Below are 20,641 nucleotides of genomic sequence, written 5' to 3' on the forward strand. Positions count from 1 at the left end.
AAGTAAGCATTCAATTTGCGTAACGGTCTTAATTGCAAAGGGTTTTTGGTTTTACAAATTACCCCAAAGTTGCAATCCAGGAAACATCAGCGTGCTTATAAGGACACTCTTGTACCGCAAAATTTTCTTCAGCAATGTTTGTCCAGGTCTAAGGCAGTGACTTCGTATTTGGAAAGTTGATTTAGTGTTGATGTAAATGAACAGTAGCCATCTACCGCTAAATCATTTCCTTCAACTTTCTTACAACGGCGTCTACTTCCTCTTTTGTGTTGTATTTGCTAAACGAAAATCGAACGGTCATTTGGTTTTCGTTGTTGTTAATGGCCCTGATCACGTGGCTACCGGCATCTGCTCCGCTGGTACAGGCGCTGCCACCACTTGCACAGATATTGTTGATGTCCATGTTAAACAGGATCATCTCGCTTTTATCCGTTTTAGGAAAGCTAACGCTGAGCACCGTATACAGCGATGCCCCAAAAGGATCGCCGTTGAACGATACCCCGGGAATATGCTGTTCGAGTTGCTCTTTCATATGAAGCCGGGTGGCCTGGATTTTCTGCCGGTCCATTTCGTGATTGGCCGTTGCAAGTTCAAGCGCCTTTGCAAAACCAACGATGCCATATAGATTTTCGGTTCCTGCACGCATGTTCCTTTCCTGAGAGCCCCCATGAACGAACGGGGTAATCCTGACATTTTCGTTGATATATAGTATGCCGACACCTTTAGGACCATGGAACTTGTGGCCTGCACCTGTAATAAAATGAACGGGAGTATTCCGGAGGTCGAAAGGAAAATGACCTACTGTTTGAACAGTATCACTATGAAAGATGGCATTGTACTTTTTACATAGTTCACCTGTTGCCGAGATGTCCAACATATTGCCGATTTCATTATTTGCGTGCATCAGGCTAACGAGGCACCGCTCATTGCTGCCGGCGAGCAGTGACTCCAGGTCGCTCATATCGATATGACCATTTGGCAACAATTTTACATAACTCAGTTGTACATCACCGGTTCGATGCAGGTACTCTACGGTATGAAGGGTTGCATGGTGCTCAATTTCCGACGAAATGATATGCTTACAACCAAGGTCGCGAACTGCTGCACTGATCGCCGTGTTACTGCTCTCCGTTCCGCCACTCGTAAAGAAGATTTCCGCCGGGTGCGCATTGAGGATCTTTGCAACACTTTTTCTTGCATTTTCAATTGCAAGCCGGCTTTCTCTTCCATAACTGTAGATTGACGATGGATTGCCATAAGAAGAAGTGAGATACGGCATCATGGCTTCCAGTACCACGGGGTCAAGACAAGTAGTTGCGGCATTATCAAAGTAAATACGATCGGTCATACATGGTTGTTTGTAGCAAAGCAATCGTTTTCAAAGAATGCCTACGGGCTACCATTAAGTAAAGCGGCTTTATACGAGCCATCAAAATCATAGCTTCGCTGCAGTATTTGCTACAGTGGGTTTCAGGCAGAGCAAGTGCGGTTTTGTTGAACCAAATTAGCGGGTACAAATGTAAAAAAACACGGGCACTTTAGCGAACTAAAAAGGCTGCGCTTAGGGCAGCCTGGTTATGATAGCTTCAAGTTCCCGGTACACTTATATAATCCGATGTTGTACGGAGAAGCCTTCGGTGATGATGATATATTCACTCAGTGATGCGTTGAAAGCGGGCCTGGCAAAGCCATTGGTAGAAGTGCCACCATATAATAAATTGTAAGCACCGCCAAGACGTTCCGCAAACGCACTTCAGCCTGGTCAGAAGAAAATGCCTTCAGTAAGTTGAATGTTTGTGTAAGTTAATCTATAAGCTTTCCCGAATGTCTTTCATCATGCGCATAGCGATATTCTCAGCTGTTGTTTCAAAATTGCTCTCAGCATAAATCCTGATAATCGGTTCGGTATTGCTGGTTCGAAGATGAACCCAATCCTTCTCAAACTCGAGTTTTAAGCCATCTTCGGTATTTGCCGGATGGTTCTTATACTTGCCCTGAATTTTGTCGAAGATCAATTTTACATCAACACCTTTTTCAAGTTCAATCTTGTTTTTGCTGATAAAGTAATCGGGATAAGTTCCCCGAAGTTGCTTGATGCTTTTTTCGGTAAGTGCGAGGTACGAGAGAAAAAGTGCAATGCCTATAAGTGCATCACGACCATAATGCAGGTCGGGAACAATGATCCCACCATTGCCTTCACCACCAATTACCGCGTTTACTTCGCGCATTCTGTTTACAACATTTACTTCTCCTACGGCACTGGCAAAGTATTCGCCACCGTGTTTCAGGGTAATGTCTTTTAAGGCACGGGTACTCGACATATTACTTACCGTATTGCCCTTTCTGTGTTGCAAGACATAATCAGCTACGGCAACCAGGGTATACTCTTCGCCAAATAGGGTTCCGTCTTCACATACAAAACAAAGCCTGTCCACATCCGGATCTACGGCAATTCCAAGATCGGCCTGGTGCCTGTTTACTTCGGTGCATAATTGGGTCAGGTGCTGTGGAAGCGGTTCAGGGTTGTGCGCAAATTTTCCGTTAACCTCACCATTTAACACGGTTATCGATTTCACGCCAAGTGCATTTAATAGAGCAGGTACTGCAGTCGCCCCGGTACTATTAATGGCATCGAGCACAACCTTAAACTTCCTGTTCCTGATTGCTTCAACATTTACAAGGGGGTATTGCAGTATGGCTTCGATATGCCGGTCTAAAGCATCTGTTTTGGTTGTCGTAATGCCGAGTTTGTCTACCCCAACATAATTGAATTGTTCAGAAGCAGCAAATTCAAGCACCTTAGCCCCATCTTCTGCACTAATAAATTCACCCCTGCTGTTCAGCAGTTTTAAGGCGTTCCATTCTTTAGGGTTATGGCTCGCAGTAAGAATGATTCCACCGGCAGCATTTTCAAATTGAACAGTCATCTCGACTGTTGGTGTTGTGGTCAGACCAAGATCAATTACATCCAGTCCCAGTGCATTAAGGGTGCTTACAACAATTCCCTGAACCATTTCTCCACTTATTCTCCCGTCCCGGCCAACTACCACCTTTGTTTTTGATCCCTGGGTTTGCAACCACATGCCATAAGCTGATGTAAATTTCACAATATCGAGCGGGCTTAGCGTGTCCCCTGGCTTACCGCCAATTGTGCCCCTTATACCCGAAATGCTCTTGATCAATGCCATCGCCGGTTATTTGTTAAGCTGCAAACATAATTGAAAAAAAGATAAAAGTCCCCGGGTTGTCTATAGGCAAATAACCGGCTGATCCGACCCCATTTTGCTGCTGTTGGCTTGTTAATAAATCGCCTTTCTGCTATTACAGGTTAACGGGAATTCACCGCATAGCCATTTCGTGCCACAAGAGCTACAAAATAAAACACCCCGAAAGGCTATAAAAATAATCGCGGTGCTTAGCCCGGTTTATACAATAAATCCTTTTGTACGCAGTTTATATAGACACTTACCTTTGCCTTTTCAATTAATCCTATGCCCGAAGTAGCCTGGTTCGAAAATTGGTTTAGTTCTCCCTACTATCATTTGCTGTACCAACATCGTGATGATGATGAAGCATTTCTCTTTATTGGAGAGCTTATCAGGCGCCTTTCTCCACTCCCTGGCAGCAGGATGTTAGACGTTGCATGCGGCAAGGGCAGGCATAGCAAAGTGCTGGCAGAACATGGTTTCGACGTAACCGGTATAGATCTCTCTTTCGAGTCGATCCAGGAAGCACTTGAGTCAGAAGACGACAACCTTCACTTCTACCAACACGATATGCGTCTTCCGTTCTGGATTCACTACTTCGATTATGCGTTTAACTTTTTTACCAGCTTCGGCTACTTCAAAACCCGGAGAGAAAACGACAATGCAGTCAGAACAATTGCCCAGTCGCTTAAAAGTGAAGGCTACTTAGTAATGGATTACCTGAATGTTCACTATGCGGAGGACCATCTTGTGAAGGATACCATCAAAGAAATAGATAACGTAAAATTTCACATTACCAAATGGGACGATGAGGACCACTTTTACAAACAGGTTCAAATTGAAGACAATGGCGTTTTGATGGAACACAAGTTCACAGAAAAGGTGGCCAAATTCAGCCTTGGTGACTTCAATGACATGTTTGCTTACCAGGGCCTTCAAATCCAGGAGGTTTTTGGCGACTATCATTTCGGGCACTATGATGTACGTAAGTCGCCCCGGCTAATCATGATCGCGAAAAAGATCAGGGACTAATCACCAGCATTACAGACGTTTACCTGCGTGTACTTGCGCAGCCAGTGACCCTTTGAACATTGTTTTCAATACACTAACCATTTCTGCCTGCCACTCACTTGCGATATTTTGCTATAATTTCCGGACTAGCGTAAGGCTACTCACTTGACGCTGAGTGTTGATCTCTGCTACTTCTTATTGTTTACCAACATCCATTTAGCAGTTTCATACAAGGCACTGGTAAGTGAAGACGATCGCTTTTTAATTAATACTTCTTCCTCTTTATTCCACCACGGTATATTGCTTTTCACAGGCAAAAGTGTTTCCTGTTCGAACCTGATGTTTTTCGTATAATAAAACGAGTCTGTTACGATACCAATACGCCCCTCATCATGATGGATAATGAAGGCGACATTGTTTTTCTTAGCCGGGTTTAACAGGTCTCGACCAAGTGTTGTATTTACATATGGATTGTGGACGAGCCCCGCAATTGTAGGCAGCACATCAATTTGCGAAACCACCTCGTCCCTTCTGGCGGGCACAAGCAGTTTAGGTGCATAAAGTAGTAAAGGGATGTGCTCATCACCCAGCCTTTGATCAGTCCAGGCGTCGGGGTAAATAGCCGTTGCGTCTCCAGCCACACCATGATCCCCAACGAAAACAAAGATCGTGTTATCAAACCAGGACTCCTTTTTTGCATCTTCGATAAACGACTTAAAAGCAAAGTCGGTATAACAAAACGCATGAAACTCGTCAATAGATAAAAAGCCATATTTCTCAAGCGTATCCTTGGGAACGTCCCGTTTTACAAAGTCGCTGTCTTCAACAGGGATAGTAAAAGGCCGATGATTATCCGATGTTTGAATAACCGCAAAAAACGGGTTCTTTTGTTCGCTTAGTGTTTTTGTTGCTTCCTTAAACAGGTTTTTATCGCTTATGCCCCAAACATTAACCTTTGGCGAGGTATAGCTACCCTCTTCATACAGCCTTAGGTCTTTTATGTTGTTCAACAATCGTTTCAGGTTGTTGAATTCGCTGCTTCCACCCATGAAATAAAACTTACTGTAATCTTCGAAGTTGTTGATGATGGTATGTTGTTGCAACGACTCTTCGTTACGGCTCGAAAACTTCGACAACTGAACATCAGGTATGCCGGTGAGCGTTGCGAATACACCACGTGCAGTTGCAAAATGCGGTGAAAAACACCGGCTAAAGAATATACCTTCTTTGCTCAACTGGTCGAAATAAGGTGTGGTGTTTAAAGGATTGCCGCTCATGGTACTTTTGTACATGCTAAACGATTCACAAATCACCAGCACGATGTTGGGCTTGCTTTCCAGGCCGCGGCTATCCGGTAAAGTAAGCCGGCGAAAGTTGAGTGAAGCAGTTGTGCTATCCAGCTGCAGGTAATCTCTGATAATCGGAAAGTTGTCTTTGGCTCTCTCGTCGTCAACAACTGGCTTTCTGAAACGCAGGGTTGTTGCAAAGTTCTGAAGAGGGTTTAAAGCCAGGTATGACTTGAAATTATCTTTGAACACAAACGCATCTTTCCAAACAAGCGGCCTGGTGGTGAAGCTGCCATATATGCCAAACAGGAACAATACAAGCGTAAAAAAGTACCATCTTGTTCTGTATTGTATTTCCTGAACGCTGTTTTCTTTTTCTATGCGAATATGTGCTCTGCGGTATAACCAATAGAAAAGGTACACTACAGCGATCAATGCAAGACTAATCCAGAGCAATGGATAACTCTGCCATAACATCTCCATAGAAATCTTCGCATCTTCTACAAAGTTTAAGGCGCTTGCATTAAGCCTGGTGCTGACATAGGCAAAATGGCCATAATCAGCGCCAAAGAAAAACATCATGATAAACGTAGAGAGGGAAAGATATGAGGTCCAGAACCTGCGCGCAGATATCGAACTATAAGGTGTAAAGTTGGGAATAAAGCCACTACACAATACAGGCAATAGAATGATGCAAATCCACCTGATATCAAAAAGACAACCCAGCAGGAAAGATGGGAATATCTCGAAAAAATTAAGACCTTCCGGCCGGAATGCCAGGTAGGTGGACAGCCTGAACAGGGTAAATATGAGAAGGAAAATAAAAAACAATTTTACCGTCCATTGAATAGTCTTGGGCACTCTCCATTCGCGCAGCATTATTTTGCGGATGTCTTTTTATTGTTAAGCAAAAGATACCGTGACGTTTCATAATAAGCATCAGTAATTGCGCGGTACTTCGACCGGGAAGCTTTTGTAAGCTGCACGGGGTTATTGTTTAAGATAGATGAGAGCTGCTCATTTTGCCCGGACATATTGTAGCTGTAAAAGCAACTATCCGTTACCACCCCGATTGTCCGGCTGTCAACATCGATAATAAACGACACTTTCTCTGACCATGTGCTATCGGCAGCTAACAGGTCTTTCCCGAGGGTGGTATTTGTGTAATTAACTTTGGCGAGCCCGGCAATCGTGGGCAATATATCTAGTTGCGACGCCGGGTAGCTGTAGCGCGCAGGTTTCATCATCGAGGGTGCATAAAACAACAAGGGTACGTGTTCACTGGTAAGACTTTGTGTGGAGAATGCGCGTGGTAACATGGTACCTGCATCACCCTTTATGCCATGATCGCCCACAAAAACAAAGATGGTGTTACTATAGTACGACTCTTTTGCAGCAGCTTCCATAAACTTGCGGAAACTGAAATCCGTATACCGGAAAGCATTATACTCGTCCACTTCTCCAAAGCCGTATTTCCGGAGTGTATCCGCAGGTACACGTTTTCGTTCAAACTCGTCCAGGTCCTCCTCCGGTATGGTATAAGGACGATGATTGTCTGCGGTTTGTATCACTGCAAAAAAAGGTTGAGAACGACTCGCCAAAACTTTGTTTGCTTCAAGGAAAAGGTTTTTATCACTAATCCCCCAAACATCTATTTTGGCTGCCTGATAACTTCCCTCTTCATATAAGTTTAATCCGGCTATATTGTTGGTAAGCAGTCCCCTGATATTCGCCCAACTTGTACTGCCACCAAGAAAGTAGAACTTTTCGTAACCTTCAAAATCGTTGATGATCGTATGCTGATCTACTGCAGCAGGATTGCGACTAGATGTTTTTTGAAGCTGTACATCCGGTATACCGGTGATGATTGCCCATACTCCGCGAGCAGTACCATAAGATGGTGAAAAACATTTATCGAAATAAACACCTTTTGCCACCATCTGGTTAAAAAACGGAGTGGTATTTAACGGGTTGCCCATCATAGAGCTTTTGTAGGCACTAAACGACTCGCAAATCACCAAAACAATATTGGGCTTTGGTGCCTTTGCATCATGGGTAACAAAGCGTTTATAGTTTAGTGCGATCGAGTCAGGAGTTGTTACGTTCAGGTGATCGGCCATGTAAGGATAATGGCGGCGAACTTTTTTCAGATCATAGGTTGCATGGCGATAACTCAACGAACTGAAAAACGATTGAAAAGGATTTAAGGCTACCTGTGATTTGTAATCGTCGGCAAGACTGAAAGCATCACTCCAGCGTAGTGGAAACTGGCCCACCCTTCCGAATATGCCTACCGATAGCAAAAGAAAAAAAGTAATACCCCAAACAATCCTGCTGTTACGATTACTCTTTATGGGTTTAGATAGTATGTAATTGTATATGGTTCGAACCAACCCGATGAGCAAAAAAATGGATGAGGCCAGGGCAATCAGAATCCATATCACAGGGTACGACTGCCAAACCATCCCTAATGAAAGCTTTGCATCTTCGAGGTAATTGAGCACACTTCCATTCAGGCGTTGTGCCAGGTATGCATAATGCGCAAAGTCGAACACATAAAAGCTAACAAACACGATGATAAAGATGGACCATAACAGGAGGCTTAGCCAATTGCCACGCCGGGTTTGAAACGGGTGTAAAAACTTAAGAGAACCCAACAGGAATGAAAGCATAGCCACGATGCAAACAACCCTGAGATCATAACGGATCCCAAGCACAAAAGCAGGCAACAAACCGTTGGACGATCTATGGTGGTCACCTGTGTAAACAAGGGCAATGCGAAGCAACGTCATTAAAAGCAAAAAAAATAAACCCGTAAGAATTAACCATTGTATATATCTTGGAATTTTTAATTTTTGCATACTGCCGCAAGTTAATAATTAATTAACTGAGCCTTAGTATTCTAACAACTCTTTAAAGATCGCCGATGACCTTTTTGAATGCTGATCCAACGATGTTTAATCACCTGCCGGAGTGGTTAATAAAGTTTGATCAGCAGCTATTTATCCTTATCAACTCAACATGGACGAACACAACATTCGACAGCTTTTTCCCGATTTGGCGTGAGTCCATTACATGGGCGCCTTTGTATCTTTTTTTGCTGCTATTTTCAACAATGAACTTCGGTTTAAGGGCCCTGCCATGGATCGTATTCCTGTTATTCACAGCAACCCTGACTGACCAGTTCAGCAGCAATTTGCTCAAAGACCTAATTGGTAGAACCCGCCCATGCCGCGACCCGGACTTTATGCAATACGTAAGATTGCTGATGAACAGGTGCCCATCCAGTGGGAGCTTCACATCTTCGCATGCGATGAGCCATTTTGGAGCAGCAGTTTTTCTGTCGATAACGCTAAAGGAATACTTCAAAAAGTGGACGATACTGTTTTATGTATGGGCTTTTAGCATATCATATGGGCAGGTATATGTTGGGGTACACTACCCGCTCGATGTAATCGGAGGGGGTATCCTGGGTGCAGGTATTGGTTTTATCATGGGAGACATTTTTAACCGAAGAGTGGGTTTACCCAGCTTGAAATCGCATAAAAACACAACAGTTAAAATGTAAAGATGCCATTCATCCGAGTTTTCGGAACGCATTTTGCAAAGCCGCGGCGTAAACAGTACATTTTAGATAACTTTAAAAAAAACAAAATCATGAAAAAGTTCTTTTTTCTTTCGCTACTAACGGCGATCCTGTTCAACTTTCAGGCTGGTGCCCAGGCCGACAAATCCAAGCGTCCAAGCCCACCTGCAGCTGACTCTGCTACCACAACAAGCGGACTTAAGATTAAAGTTGAATACAGCCAACCAAGTGTTAAAGGCCGCACCATGGGTAAAGACATTGCCCCTTATGGAAAAGTTTGGCGCACCGGTGCTAACGAAGCAACTACGTTTGAAATCAGCAAAGATGCAATGGTACAAGGCAAGAAATTACCAGCCGGCAAATATGGCCTGTACACCATCCCAGGTGAAAAAGAATGGACGATCATCTTCAACAAAACGTGGAAACAATGGGGTACAAACTATACCGAAGGTGACGACGCGCTTCGTGTAACGGCCGTTCCCGCTAAAGCTGATAAAGCGTACGAACAAATGATGATTGACGTTGACCAGTCTGGTGCTGTTACCCTTTCATGGGCAGATACCCAGGTTAAGTTCGATGTTAAATAAATTTGTGTTTGATTGGCACCAGGTGTAGTTGTTTGCAGCCACTCTGTTGCCGGCAGGTTTACTGTACAAGTGTGCGACGCAAGGATGAATCATCTCAGCCCTATCGCCTGGCCCATAAAAAAAAGCCCTACTTGTTGCGGGAGTTTCTCCTGGAGTGATAAATCAAAATCACCAGATCATAAAGAAAGCCTTGCGTTTACGCGCAGGGCTTTTTTTATGTCGGCTACTTTGAAGATCGATTCTGCCCGGCATCAGGCAATCCCGTGCAGGCTACCCCCTTTTGCAAACAAGCGATCCACCTTTTTTTCAACTCCGGGATCTTTCTCCAGTGGAGGTGCATGGTGTGGTTTAATCCTGGCGTCTAATACCAGTGGTCCCTTGCAACCCCAGTGTTTAAACTGTACGAAGCTGCCTATTCCATATATATCGTGAGACGGGTTACACCTCGTATAGGTTACCCAGAGATAGTTACCGAGGCGATCGGAAACAAAACTACTATCGTCGCAGACTACAATAAACACAACTCCTTTGTCCCCGGTTCCACCAGGCAATACCTGTTCATCAAGAACCTTCATTTCGCGTTCTGCCTGGGCATAATCTGTAAACCTGGCTGCTTGTACAGCGATAACGCCTGGCATTACCAAACGCGGATTTGTAAAGTGTTTAAGTGTTTGCAACACTTGCGGAACTTCGGTACAAAGCTGCCTTTTCACCTCGCCAAATGCAGCAAATACAACCTTGCTACCGGTGTTTAGTCCGGTACCGGAATAGTCAAGTGTGTCGATACTCGTGTTGGTGTAGAAGTGGACGTCGCGGCTGAGATCAATACGCTCAAGCATAAACCGCATAAATTCGGGTATGTCGTGGGTGGTTAAACTGCCTGACTCGTCGGCTGTGATAAACAAAAATTTAGCAAGGCTCAACTGGCCCGTACCCAGGATATGGTTGGCGATGGTTAAGATTTCTGCAGGTTGTTTGGCAGGCATGTAGGGGGTATATCGTTCGCTGCCAATTGCCAGTAGCAATGGGTGCACACCTGCTGCGTCTACCGCATTTACCTCGCGTAAACCAGGGATCTCTTGTTTGATGGCGTCACCGGTAAGTTCATGAATGAGCTCACCAAAACTGGTATCTTCCTGCGGCGGACGGCCGACTACGGTAAACGGCCAAATGGCGTTTTTGCGGGCATAAACCTTGTTCACTTTCATCAGTGGAAAAGGATGGGTGAGGCTGTAGTAACCCAGGTGATCGCCGAACGGCCCCTCTGGTTTGTTCTCTCCCGGGTATACCTCACCGGTAATCACGAAGTCGGCATCGGTGCTGATACAAAAACCATCTTCGTAGCTATAATGAAAGCGGCGCCCGCCTAAAACACCGGCAAAGGTCATTTCGCTGATGCCTTCGGGTAAGGGCATTACCGCAGAGAGACTATGCGACGGAGGTCCGCCAACAAAGCAACTCACCTTTAAGGGCTGGCCTTTCTTGTTTGCCTTTGACTGGTGCACCCCGATACCGCGATGCAGTTGGTAATGCAAGCCAATTTCTTTGTCGCGCAGGTAATCGTTTCCGGTTAATTGTATACGATACATGCCAAGGTTTGCATGCATGATGCCTGACTGGTCAGGATCCTCGGTATATACCTGTGGTAAGGTTACAAAAGCACCACCATCGTTTGGCCAGTGTTGTATAAGTGGCAGGTCGCTGACACGGATCTCCTGTGAAAGCACCGGCTTTATAGTAGGGTTCTTTAAAGGGAGTGCTTTCAATGCTGCAAGGCCGGAACTGAGATTTTTGATCGGCTGCTTAATGGCTGCAACAGGATCGTTTTTGAGTTGAATTAATTTTTGTACCGCAGCAAAGGTCTTCCGAAACATAAACTTGCTGCGTTCGAGCGAGCCGAAAATATTTGATGCGGCCCTGAAACGGGAGCCCTTAACACGTTCATACAGCAAAGCCGGTCCGCCTGCTTCGTAAACCCTCAGGTGTATTGAAGCCATTTCCAAATAGGGGTCTACCTCTTCTTTTATCCTTAGCAGGTGGCCATTCTTCTCCAGGTCGGTGAGGCATTCTTCCAGCGATGAATAGTTCATGGTGTAAAGAAACAAATATTCTGTCCAAAGGTTGGGCACGGATACCCGCCAACCCGCTGCAATTACAAATGGGTTTATCTTTGAAGCATGACAAAGCTTAGCATCAACATCAACAAATTCGCCACGCTGCGAAACAGCCGTGGTGGAAATAATCCTAATGTTTTAAAGGCTGCCCTCGACGCAGAAAGGTTTGGTGCAGATGGGGTAACCGTTCACCCGCGACCGGACGAGCGGCACATCAGGTATAGTGATGTTCGCGAAATTAAAGCCGCTATTACAACAGAGTTTAATATTGAAGGCAACCCACGCGAGCAAAAGTTTGTAGACCTCGTTTTAGAAGTAAGGCCGGAGCAGGTAACGCTTGTGCCTGATGCCCTCGGTCAAATTACCTCTGACCACGGTTGGGATACCTTGAAGCATCGGGACTACCTTGTAGAAATTATTGGTGTTTTTAAAAATGCCGGCATTCGTACTTCCATATTTGTAGACCCGGTAATTGAGATGATCAGGGGTGCAGCGGAAACAGGCACCGACCGGGTAGAACTTTATACCGAAGGTTATGCAAAACACTTTTACGACAATAAAGAACAGGCAGTTTTACATTATGTAAATGCAGCCAAAGAAGCCAACCACCTTAAATTGGGTATAAATGCCGGGCATGATCTCGACCTGCAAAACCTGAAATACTTTGCTGCCCATGTGCCCGGACTGCTTGAGGTTTCCATTGGACATGCGCTGGTTTGTGATGCCATATACCTGGGATATGAAAACGCTATCCAGATGTATAAGCGACAGCTCCGGTAAGTTGATGATTTCACAGGTCTACTGGCTCTGACGAGAAGCTGTTGAGCTCAATTGCATCAAAAGATAAATAGGTTGAAGTACCAATGATGTCAGCACTTCAACCTATTACAGGTCAACTTTTCAACTTGTCAACCTCAAACCATTACTTGTATAACTTCTCGTAATACTCGTGTGCCATCCGGTTACTATCAAATTGGAAACGCACATCGCGCATACCATTTTTTACCACCTGGCGCCAGGTATCGGGAGTATCGTAGTACAATGGCAGGATCTGGTTCTCGAGAATATCGTAGAGGTAGTTAAGATCGTATTCATCCTGCTCCTGCACGTGCATATTTGCATAATCGGCCTGTGGCACCACGAAACCATTGTTACCATGGTTGATGAACTCCGGTATCCATCCGTCATCGGTACTAAAGTTAACAGAACCGTTCATTGCTGCGGTCATACCACTCGTTCCGGAAGCTTCGCGGGGTACCCGTGGATTGTTCAACCAAACATCGGAGGCTTGTTTCAGGCGTTTGCTTAATGCCAGCTCATACCCGATTAGTACCGCTACATTCTTATAGCTTTTGCTCAGGTGAACAAGGTGGTTAAAATCGGTGATCGCCGGGTAATCCAATGGGTAAGGCTTACCTGCCCATATAATCTGAACCGGGTGTTTGGTATTGCTTGTGAGCTTATTGAAACGCTCCAGATCACGGGTAAGCAGTTCTGCCCTTTTATAACCAGCGAAGCGGCGGGCCCAAACAATGGTGAGCACGTTCGGATCAAATAATTTACCGGTTTGATCGGCAACAATTTCGAACGCCCTTTTCTTCAGGTACTTCTTACGGTCGTCAAATGCATAATGGTTTGCCTCTTCGCTGAAGTGGTACAATTGCTTATCGGCCCAGTATCTCCAGTTTTGGGCATTTGTTATGGAAATGATCGGGCAGATATTCTCATAGTGTCCCCACATTGCCCTGCTCACATGACCATGAAGCTGGGATACACCATTTGCAATGCGTGCAAATCGGAGTGCAACAAGGGAGTGGTTGAATTGATCATCTTTTAAACCTGTGAGGCGCCTTACTTCATCGAGGCTCATGCCGCAGAAGTAACTCATCTTATGACACAGGTAGATGTCGTGCTTTTCGTTGCCAGCTTCCTCGGGTGTGTGTGTAGTAAATACGAGGCGCTCTCTCAGTTTTTCTACACTCTGAAGCTTGTTCAACAGGTAAAAAGCAGCAGATACACCGTGGGCCTCGTTAAGGTGATAACGATCAGGATTAAAACCAAGCTCGTCTACCAATTTGGCTCCGCCAACGCCTAGCAGAATAAATTGCGCGACTTTGGTAGCCACGTTGCCATCGTACAACCTGTGAGAAATCGTTTGCGAAACATAGTCGTTTTCCGGAACATCGGTGCTGAGCAAAAACAAGGGAGCGCTGTTGAAAGTAGTTGGATTCAGGTAATACACCTTTACCCAAACCGGGTGGTCGTGAATATTGATCTGAAATTTTATATCGGTTTCTTCCAGGAACGTGGCATATTTCTCCATCCATGTTACCTGCAATGTCTGATCAGCATTTCTAGCCTGGTCGTAATAACCGAACTTCCACAAAATACCAATTCCAATCATGTTCTGGCGCAGTTCATATGCGCTCCGAAGGTGAGATCCTGCAAGAAACCCCAGACCACCGCTATAAATTTTCAATGGCTGGTGAATAGCAAACTCCATTGAGAAGTATGCAGTTTTGGAAGCATAGCGTTCACTCACCTCGTAAGGAACATTGTAATTTTTGAAACTCATAAGTTGTAGATGTGTAATTTTTGCGATGGGCTGCAAGATAAATGGAAATAATTAACGATCGACAGTTGTCAGAATTCTAATATTCTCCATAAATATTGAGCGTTAACGAATTTGCGGTTAAAATATGCTACTAAACGGGAGCTAATAACTACCGACGTCCAGTGGATTTTGAACATGCAATTAAGCAAGTGCTATTTTCTTTTTTTCGCGGGGGTATCTTTTTTTGCTGGTTTAGGTTCCTTCTTTCGGGTATAGGTATCGTTGAAAAAACATTTTATTCCCCGGTGGCTACCGCAACTGCCCTGTTCTTTTACTTTAACCTTATTGTCGTCAAAAGTAAAGTCGATAACACATGGATCGCCTTGTTCTGAAAATACACCTGAGGTCGGGGTTTTCAAAAATACTTCTCCTTTTACTTCACCATTACAAGGCTCATCATCATCATTTTCGAAATGCACAAAAAACAGATATGAGTCAGGGGTACTTCCATCACGCAGGGTAAGAAAATTCGTTTTTGATTTCACATAATCGCCACTGTACTTATTCTTCTTTGGTAAGGTATCCAACGGGTTATTTATATCGTTGGCTACACGGCTCTGATCGTTTGTTTCCGTCATTACAACGGTAAACAAACCGGCATTATTATAGCCGTAAATGGTACGGCTAAATAACAAATCATTGTTGGAAGTCCACTCTTTTTGCACAGAGATGTTCAGCCGGTTATCGATTGTTGACGTGTAATAAGTTTCCGCTTCATCCGATGTGGAGAGCAATGGCATACCTGTAGAAAACACATTTTTCCTGGTAAAAACAAGCAGGTAAACCACCTCTTTGGTCTTCGACCTGGCCAATAGCGTCAGGTATGTTTCTTTACCTTTTTCTCCAAACCGCGCAAGCGGCTGAAGCGTGAGCCGACGCTCTTTTTTAAAGGAACTCGTCAACAATGTGTCGGGTACAAACTGGGTAAAAACACTGTGACTGATGGTATCAGTGGTCGAGAGTTTTTGTATCCCGGTATCTGAAAGTGTGTACGGCAACCTCGTTACCGCAAATGCCTCTATAAAATCATTCATGGCAACCTTTTCATCACCAGCCAAAGGGCTTTTGTTTTTACATGCAAAAAGGGACATACAAAACAAAAGTACCAGCAGGCAATTCTTCATAATATCGGGTTTGATTCTCTGATAAAAATAGGATTTAATGCACAGAACGGTAAAACTGTTCTCCTCTGCTCAGCGTTGTAAACACGTGATTCTGTTAGCTATAACGCATGCAAAAAGTGTGCGCCATCCGCCCTGAAGCGGTAATTGACCCTTGCTGCTTATGCCGTTTATTAAGATGCTGCTTTCTCAAATAAGTCGATATCGGGCGGTATGCCCGCCAATTAAAACCGCATTCATAAGTGGTGAACCCGCCATGGGCCGCCATTCTGAGCAGCATTGCATACTTCCGAGCAGAAGAAATTTGTTGAAAGTTATCAAATCTACTTATTTTTAGGCCTGCCTAAACTTTAATTTAGAAGCATATGAACTTCTCAACAAGTGAAGAAAATTACATTAAGGCGATATATCACTTACAACGCGACGATGGCATGGTTAACACCAACGAGCTTGCTGCAGAACTAAAGACAAAAGCTGCTTCGGTTACGGATATGCTCAAAAAGCTAAAGTCTAAAAAGCTGCTACATTATGAGCGGTACAAGGGATTTAAGTTGAGTATCGACGGCAAGAAGTTAGCCTTGGCTATTGTAAGAAAACACCGGTTGTGGGAATATTTCCTGGTTCATAAACTCGAGTTTGGCTGGGATGAAGTACACGAGATAGCGGAACAGCTCGAGCACATCGATAGTAAATCGCTTGTTGAAAAACTGGACGCCTATTTACAACATCCAAAGTTCGACCCCCATGGCGACCCCATCCCCGATGTAAACGGAAAGATGGAGATGACCCGGCAAATCAACCTGATCGACCTTGAGCTTAACCGTATGGCTGAGGTTTGTGCCGTAGGTAGTCAATCCAGCGAATTGCTTGAACTGTTGCGCCACAGGAACATCCAGATCGGCAGCCGGATAGAAGTAAAACGCAAGTTTTCATTCGACCATTCACTCGAGATCAAACTAAAAAACGAAGCACCATTTACGGTTAGCCAGCAACTCGCACAAACATTATTTGTAAAACCAGTCTAATATGTCAGGAACACCGGCAAGTGAAGCATCGCTGAGCGAAGTACATGAAAGCATAGATGTTACCAAAAGTAAAAGGGGGTGGAAAAGGTTATTGGCTTATATGGGTCCTGCCTACCTTGTTAGTGTAGGTTATATGGATCCGGGCAATTGGGCCACCGATCTGGCGGGAGGTGCGAAGTTTGGTTATACACTCATCTGGGTATTATTAATGAGCAACCTGATGGCTTTGTTGCTGCAGGGTTTAAGTGCACGGCTTGGGATTGTGCGAAGAAGAGACCTGGCGCAGGCCAATCGCGAGGTTTACCCGAGGTTTGTCAACTTTTGTCTTTACATCCTCGCAGAATTGGCCATTGCGGCTTGCGACCTTGCCGAGGTATTGGGTATGGCAATCGGGCTGCAACTGTTAACCGGCTTACCACTTATCTGGGGTGTTGCAATTACCGTAACCGATACTTTTTTGCTGCTTTACCTGCAACGCCTGGGCATGCGCAAAATGGAAGCCTTTATCATTTTCCTGGTAGCAATTATCGGCGGTTCGTTTTTAATCCAGCTTTTTTTCGCACAACCAAGTCCGGGTGAAATCGTCAAGGGTTTTGTGCCATCCATTCCCAACGATGAGGCCCTGTATATTGCAATCGGCATCATTGGTGCAACCGTAATGCCCCATAATCTTTACCTGCATTCTGCGCTTGTGCAAACCCGAAAAATTGCGAACAACCCGGTTGCCATTAACCAGGCCATCCGTTACAACCGGGTTGATAGCGCGATCGCCTTAAATGCGGCTTTCTTTGTAAATGCAGCTATCCTCATCCTGGCCGCCTCGGTATTTTACAAAGCAGGTGTTGAAGTGGTGGAACTAAAAGAAGCACACCGCTTGCTGCCCTCATTTTTGGGTTCGCAGGTTGCCCCTGCCCTATTCGCTATTGCTTTGATCGCAGCCGGGCAGAGTTCAACCGTAACGGGAACGCTCGCCGGCCAGATCGTTATGGAAGGCTACTTAAACCTTCGCATCAACCCCTGGATACGGCGGTTGATTACCCGCTTAATTGCCATCGTGCCCGCGGTACTGGTGATCCTGATTTTGGGCGAAGATGAGGTGGACAGGTTGCTTGTTTTTAGCCAGGTTATCCTGAGCCTGCAACTGGGTTTTGCAATCATCCCGCTCATTCATTTTGTAAGCGATAAGCAAACCATGGGCGAATTCGCCATAAAGTTGCCGACAAAAATCGTTGCATGGATCATCGCAGGGGTACTCATTTACCTAAACGTTCGGATGGTTAGCAACGAATTATCATCAGTCTTCAACAACCCTGGCATGTTTACCTGGAAGGTCGTGATTATTGCGGCGGCGTTATTTTTTGTCTTACTGTTTTTGCTGATGACCATACTTCCGATCACGCGCAAAAAAGCAAAAACCAATCAGATGCGGCTACATGGTGCAACCAGGACCCTGCAAAAGTTCGATATACCACAGCTCGACTGCATTGCTGTAGCACTTGACTTTAGTAACAATGATGAAAAGCTTATTTCCAATGCCATCGCGCAGGGAAACAAAGCCACCAGGTACCTGCTCATACACGTTGTTGAAAGTGCTTCGGCAAGAGCCCTTGGCCCCGCCTGCGACGACTTTGAAACACGAAACGATAAAGAACATCTTGACGGTTATGTGGATCAGTTAAAAGCGCTGGGCTACCAGGCAGAAAGCTACCTTGGCTATCAAAACCGGATTAAAGAGATCATCCACATCGTGCGAAAAAGCAATGCCAACATGCTGGTAATGGGTGCTCACCGGCACAGTGGTGTTATGGATTACCTGTATGGTGAAACCGTGGAAAAGGTAAGGCACCAGCTCAATATACCGGTGTTGATTGTTAACTGAAATTAGGTATCCAGGGATTCGGTTTTAAGGTATTAAGGTATTGAGGTATTGAGGTATTAAGGTATTAAGGTACAAAGAGTACCAGTACCTGGCGTACGAACCCCGTTTTACATTTTGCATTTTACATTTTGCATTTTTTTTGTGACCGGCAGTAGTTCCTCCTTCGGCTCCGGTTGTGTCACTCCCTTGTACTTGCAAATCTTTACTCGGCGACTGCTGTTGTTCCACCTTAACCCACCGCAAATGGGAGAAGCCGCGTTGCTACAGGTAAGCGGATCCATTGCGCATTACGGATTGCGGATTGGCGAATTGGATAATCGCTGCAAATGGAAGAACCCGCGATGCTACAGGGAAGCGGATCTATCATCGAATTACGGATTGCGGATTGGGGAATTGGATATTCCCTGCAAATGGAAGAACCCCCGTTGCCACAGAGAAGAGGATCCATTGGCGGGTTAGGGATTGCGGATTGGCGAATTGGATAATCGCAGCGAATGGGAGAAGCCGCGTTGCTACAGGTAAGCGGATCCATTGCGGATTACGGATTGCGGATTGGCAAATTAGATAGTTGCATCAAATGAGAAGCGGAATTGCGTGCGGAAGAGGATCATTGAGCGGATTAGGAAATACGGATCCTACTCGAAAAAACAATTCATTAAGCTCAGTAAGCTGTAGAGCAATGCACGTCATCCTGAACCACGTCTGAGTTCACATGTTCTCACTTTTGAATTTTTACTTTTGACTTTTTACTTTTGCCATTTGACTTTTGCCTTTATAACCGGCCGCCTCAAAGAAAGTTTCTTCCACTTGATCGTGAAATAACCAAAACCTTACATTTGTGAACGTTTATAAAAAAATTAAATAATATACCATGGCAGAAAAAATTAAGGTAGCCAACCCGGTTGTTGAGCTGGACGGCGACGAAATGACCCGGATCATCTGGAGGTTTATCAAAGACAAATTAATTCTCCCTTACCTTGATCTGGACATCAAGTATTATGATCTTGGCATTCAGTACCGCGATGAAACAAATGACCAGGTAACTATCGATTCTGCAAATGCGATTAAACAATATGGCGTCGGTATCAAATGTGCTACCATCACCCCCGACGAAGAACGCGTAAAAGAGTTTAACCTTAAACAAATGTGGAAGAGCCCCAATGGCACAATCCGCAATATTCTTGATGGTACCGTTTTCCGTGAGCCTATTGTAATGAGTAATGTTCCAAGGCTTGTTCCAAACTGGACCGCACCCATCTGTATCGGTCGTCATGCATTTGGCGATCAGTACCGGGCAACCGATTTTGTAACAAAAGGTAAAGGCAAACTCACGGTAAAGTTTGAAGGCGAAGATGGTACCGTGCAGGAGTTTGAAGTATACAACTTTAAAGGTGATGGTGTAGCACTTGCAATGTACAATACCGACGAAAGCATCCGCGGTTTTGCCCGTGCATGTTTTAACCAATCACTGATGAAAGGCTGGCCTTTATACCTTTCAACCAAAAACACCATCCTTAAAAAATACGACGGTCGCTTTAAAGACATCTTTGAAGAAACTTACCAGCAGGAGTTCAAACAACAGTTTAGTGAGAAAGGACTTACCTATGAACACCGCCTGATCGACGACATGGTTGCCAGTGCACTTAAATGGAATGGAAACTTTGTATGGGCCTGTAAAAACTACGACGGCGACGTACAAAGTGATACCGTTGCACAGGGCTTTGGCTCACTCGGCCTAATGACCTCTACCCTGGTTACACCCGACGGAAGAACCATGGAAGCTGAAGCAGCGCATGGCACCGTTACCCGTCACTACCGCGAACACCAGAAAGGTAAACCAACGTCAACAAATCCAATTGCATCAATATTTGCGTGGACAAGAGGCCTTGAGTTCCGCGGTCGGCTCGACAATAACCAGGAGCTGATCAACTTCTGTCAAACCCTTGAGCAGGTTTGTATCGAAACCGTTGAAAGCGGCAAGATGACCAAAGACCTTGCGATTACGGTTAAGCCAAATGTTGAACACGGTACCGACTATCTTTATACCGAAGAATTCCTCGATGCGCTTGACGAAAACCTGCGGGCAAAATTGGGTTAAGCACACCTTATTATTTCTTCTAGTGCCGGGCAATACCCGGCACTTTTTTTTGTGACAGGTTGTATAGCAAACTGCAGGTATCTTTTACTCGAAGGCTGATTGTGGCTCACGCGA

14 protein-coding genes are annotated in these 20,641 nt (G+C 44.9%); 7 read left to right on the forward strand and 7 right to left on the reverse strand.

Annotation, left to right across the window (positions count from 1 at the left end; all coding sequences use genetic code 11):
* Positions 1 to 217 precede the first annotated feature (217 nt).
* The gene (locus tag EXU57_RS12260) at positions 218 to 1,348 is read right to left on the reverse strand and encodes a cysteine desulfurase family protein (protein WP_133268510.1); all 1,131 of its coding nucleotides are present in this window, start codon (positions 1,346 to 1,348) and stop codon (positions 218 to 220) included.
* A gap of 460 nt (positions 1,349 to 1,808) precedes the next feature.
* Positions 1,809 to 3,188: a phosphoglucosamine mutase gene (gene glmM / locus EXU57_RS12265; protein ID WP_133268511.1), complete on the reverse strand. Its 1,380-nt coding sequence runs from the start codon at positions 3,186 to 3,188 to the stop codon at positions 1,809 to 1,811.
* A gap of 303 nt (positions 3,189 to 3,491) precedes the next feature.
* Between glmM and EXU57_RS12270 the strand changes: the two genes are divergently transcribed.
* Positions 3,492 to 4,238 carry a class I SAM-dependent methyltransferase gene (locus EXU57_RS12270; RefSeq protein ID WP_133268512.1) on the forward strand — a complete coding sequence of 249 codons (747 nt, stop codon included), beginning with the start codon at positions 3,492 to 3,494 and terminating at the stop codon, positions 4,236 to 4,238.
* A gap of 167 nt (positions 4,239 to 4,405) precedes the next feature.
* On the opposite strand, the gene EXU57_RS12275 is transcribed toward EXU57_RS12270, so the two are convergent.
* The gene (locus EXU57_RS12275) at positions 4,406 to 6,364 is read right to left on the reverse strand and encodes an LTA synthase family protein (protein WP_165958122.1); all 1,959 of its coding nucleotides are present in this window, start codon (positions 6,362 to 6,364) and stop codon (positions 4,406 to 4,408) included.
* Positions 6,365 to 6,381: 17 nt separating this feature from the next.
* Complete coding sequence (locus EXU57_RS12280) at positions 6,382 to 8,364, reverse strand: LTA synthase family protein (RefSeq protein ID WP_133268514.1); 1,983 nt, start codon at positions 8,362 to 8,364, stop codon at positions 6,382 to 6,384.
* A gap of 65 nt (positions 8,365 to 8,429) precedes the next feature.
* Between EXU57_RS12280 and EXU57_RS12285 the strand changes: the two genes are divergently transcribed.
* Both EXU57_RS12285 and EXU57_RS12290 read left to right on the forward strand, forming a co-directional pair.
* Positions 8,430 to 9,071 (forward strand): phosphatase PAP2 family protein, encoded by a 642-nt coding sequence (locus EXU57_RS12285; RefSeq protein ID WP_133268515.1) that lies wholly within the window; start codon positions 8,430 to 8,432, stop codon positions 9,069 to 9,071.
* Positions 9,072 to 9,160: 89 nt separating this feature from the next.
* Positions 9,161 to 9,676 carry a DUF2911 domain-containing protein gene (locus EXU57_RS12290; protein ID WP_133268516.1) on the forward strand — a complete coding sequence of 172 codons (516 nt, stop codon included), beginning with the start codon at positions 9,161 to 9,163 and terminating at the stop codon, positions 9,674 to 9,676.
* Positions 9,677 to 9,927: 251 nt separating this feature from the next.
* Here EXU57_RS12290 and EXU57_RS12295 read toward each other — a convergent pair whose 3' ends face one another.
* Positions 9,928 to 11,766, reverse strand: coding sequence for a UbiD family decarboxylase (locus EXU57_RS12295; RefSeq protein ID WP_133268517.1), 1,839 nt, complete (start codon positions 11,764 to 11,766; stop codon positions 9,928 to 9,930).
* An 87-nt stretch (positions 11,767 to 11,853) separates the two neighbouring features.
* Between EXU57_RS12295 and EXU57_RS12300 the strand changes: the two genes are divergently transcribed.
* Complete coding sequence (locus EXU57_RS12300) at positions 11,854 to 12,570, forward strand: pyridoxine 5'-phosphate synthase (RefSeq protein WP_133268518.1); 717 nt, start codon at positions 11,854 to 11,856, stop codon at positions 12,568 to 12,570.
* A 142-nt stretch (positions 12,571 to 12,712) separates the two neighbouring features.
* Here EXU57_RS12300 and glgP read toward each other — a convergent pair whose 3' ends face one another.
* Positions 12,713 to 14,365 carry an alpha-glucan family phosphorylase gene (gene glgP, locus EXU57_RS12305; RefSeq protein WP_133268519.1) on the reverse strand — a complete coding sequence of 551 codons (1,653 nt, stop codon included), beginning with the start codon at positions 14,363 to 14,365 and terminating at the stop codon, positions 12,713 to 12,715.
* A gap of 191 nt (positions 14,366 to 14,556) precedes the next feature.
* Positions 14,557 to 15,528: a hypothetical protein gene (locus EXU57_RS12310; RefSeq protein ID WP_133268520.1), complete on the reverse strand. Its 972-nt coding sequence runs from the start codon at positions 15,526 to 15,528 to the stop codon at positions 14,557 to 14,559.
* Positions 15,529 to 15,890: 362 nt separating this feature from the next.
* Between EXU57_RS12310 and EXU57_RS12315 the strand changes: the two genes are divergently transcribed.
* The 3 genes from EXU57_RS12315 (at position 15,891) to EXU57_RS12325 (ending at position 20,527) form a co-directional block, all read left to right on the forward strand.
* Positions 15,891 to 16,550 (forward strand): metal-dependent transcriptional regulator, encoded by a 660-nt coding sequence (locus EXU57_RS12315; protein WP_133268521.1) that lies wholly within the window; start codon positions 15,891 to 15,893, stop codon positions 16,548 to 16,550.
* A 1-nt stretch (position 16,551) separates the two neighbouring features.
* Positions 16,552 to 18,429, forward strand: a complete 1,878-nt coding sequence (locus EXU57_RS12320; protein ID WP_133268522.1) for an Nramp family divalent metal transporter — start codon at positions 16,552 to 16,554, stop codon at positions 18,427 to 18,429.
* Between the two features lie 871 nt (positions 18,430 to 19,300).
* Positions 19,301 to 20,527, forward strand: a complete 1,227-nt coding sequence (locus tag EXU57_RS12325; protein WP_133268523.1) for an NADP-dependent isocitrate dehydrogenase — start codon at positions 19,301 to 19,303, stop codon at positions 20,525 to 20,527.
* Positions 20,528 to 20,641: the final 114 nt, after the last annotated feature.

The organism is Segetibacter sp. 3557_3 (genome assembly GCF_004354985.1).
In the GTDB taxonomy this organism is placed as follows: domain Bacteria; phylum Bacteroidota; class Bacteroidia; order Chitinophagales; family Chitinophagaceae; genus Segetibacter.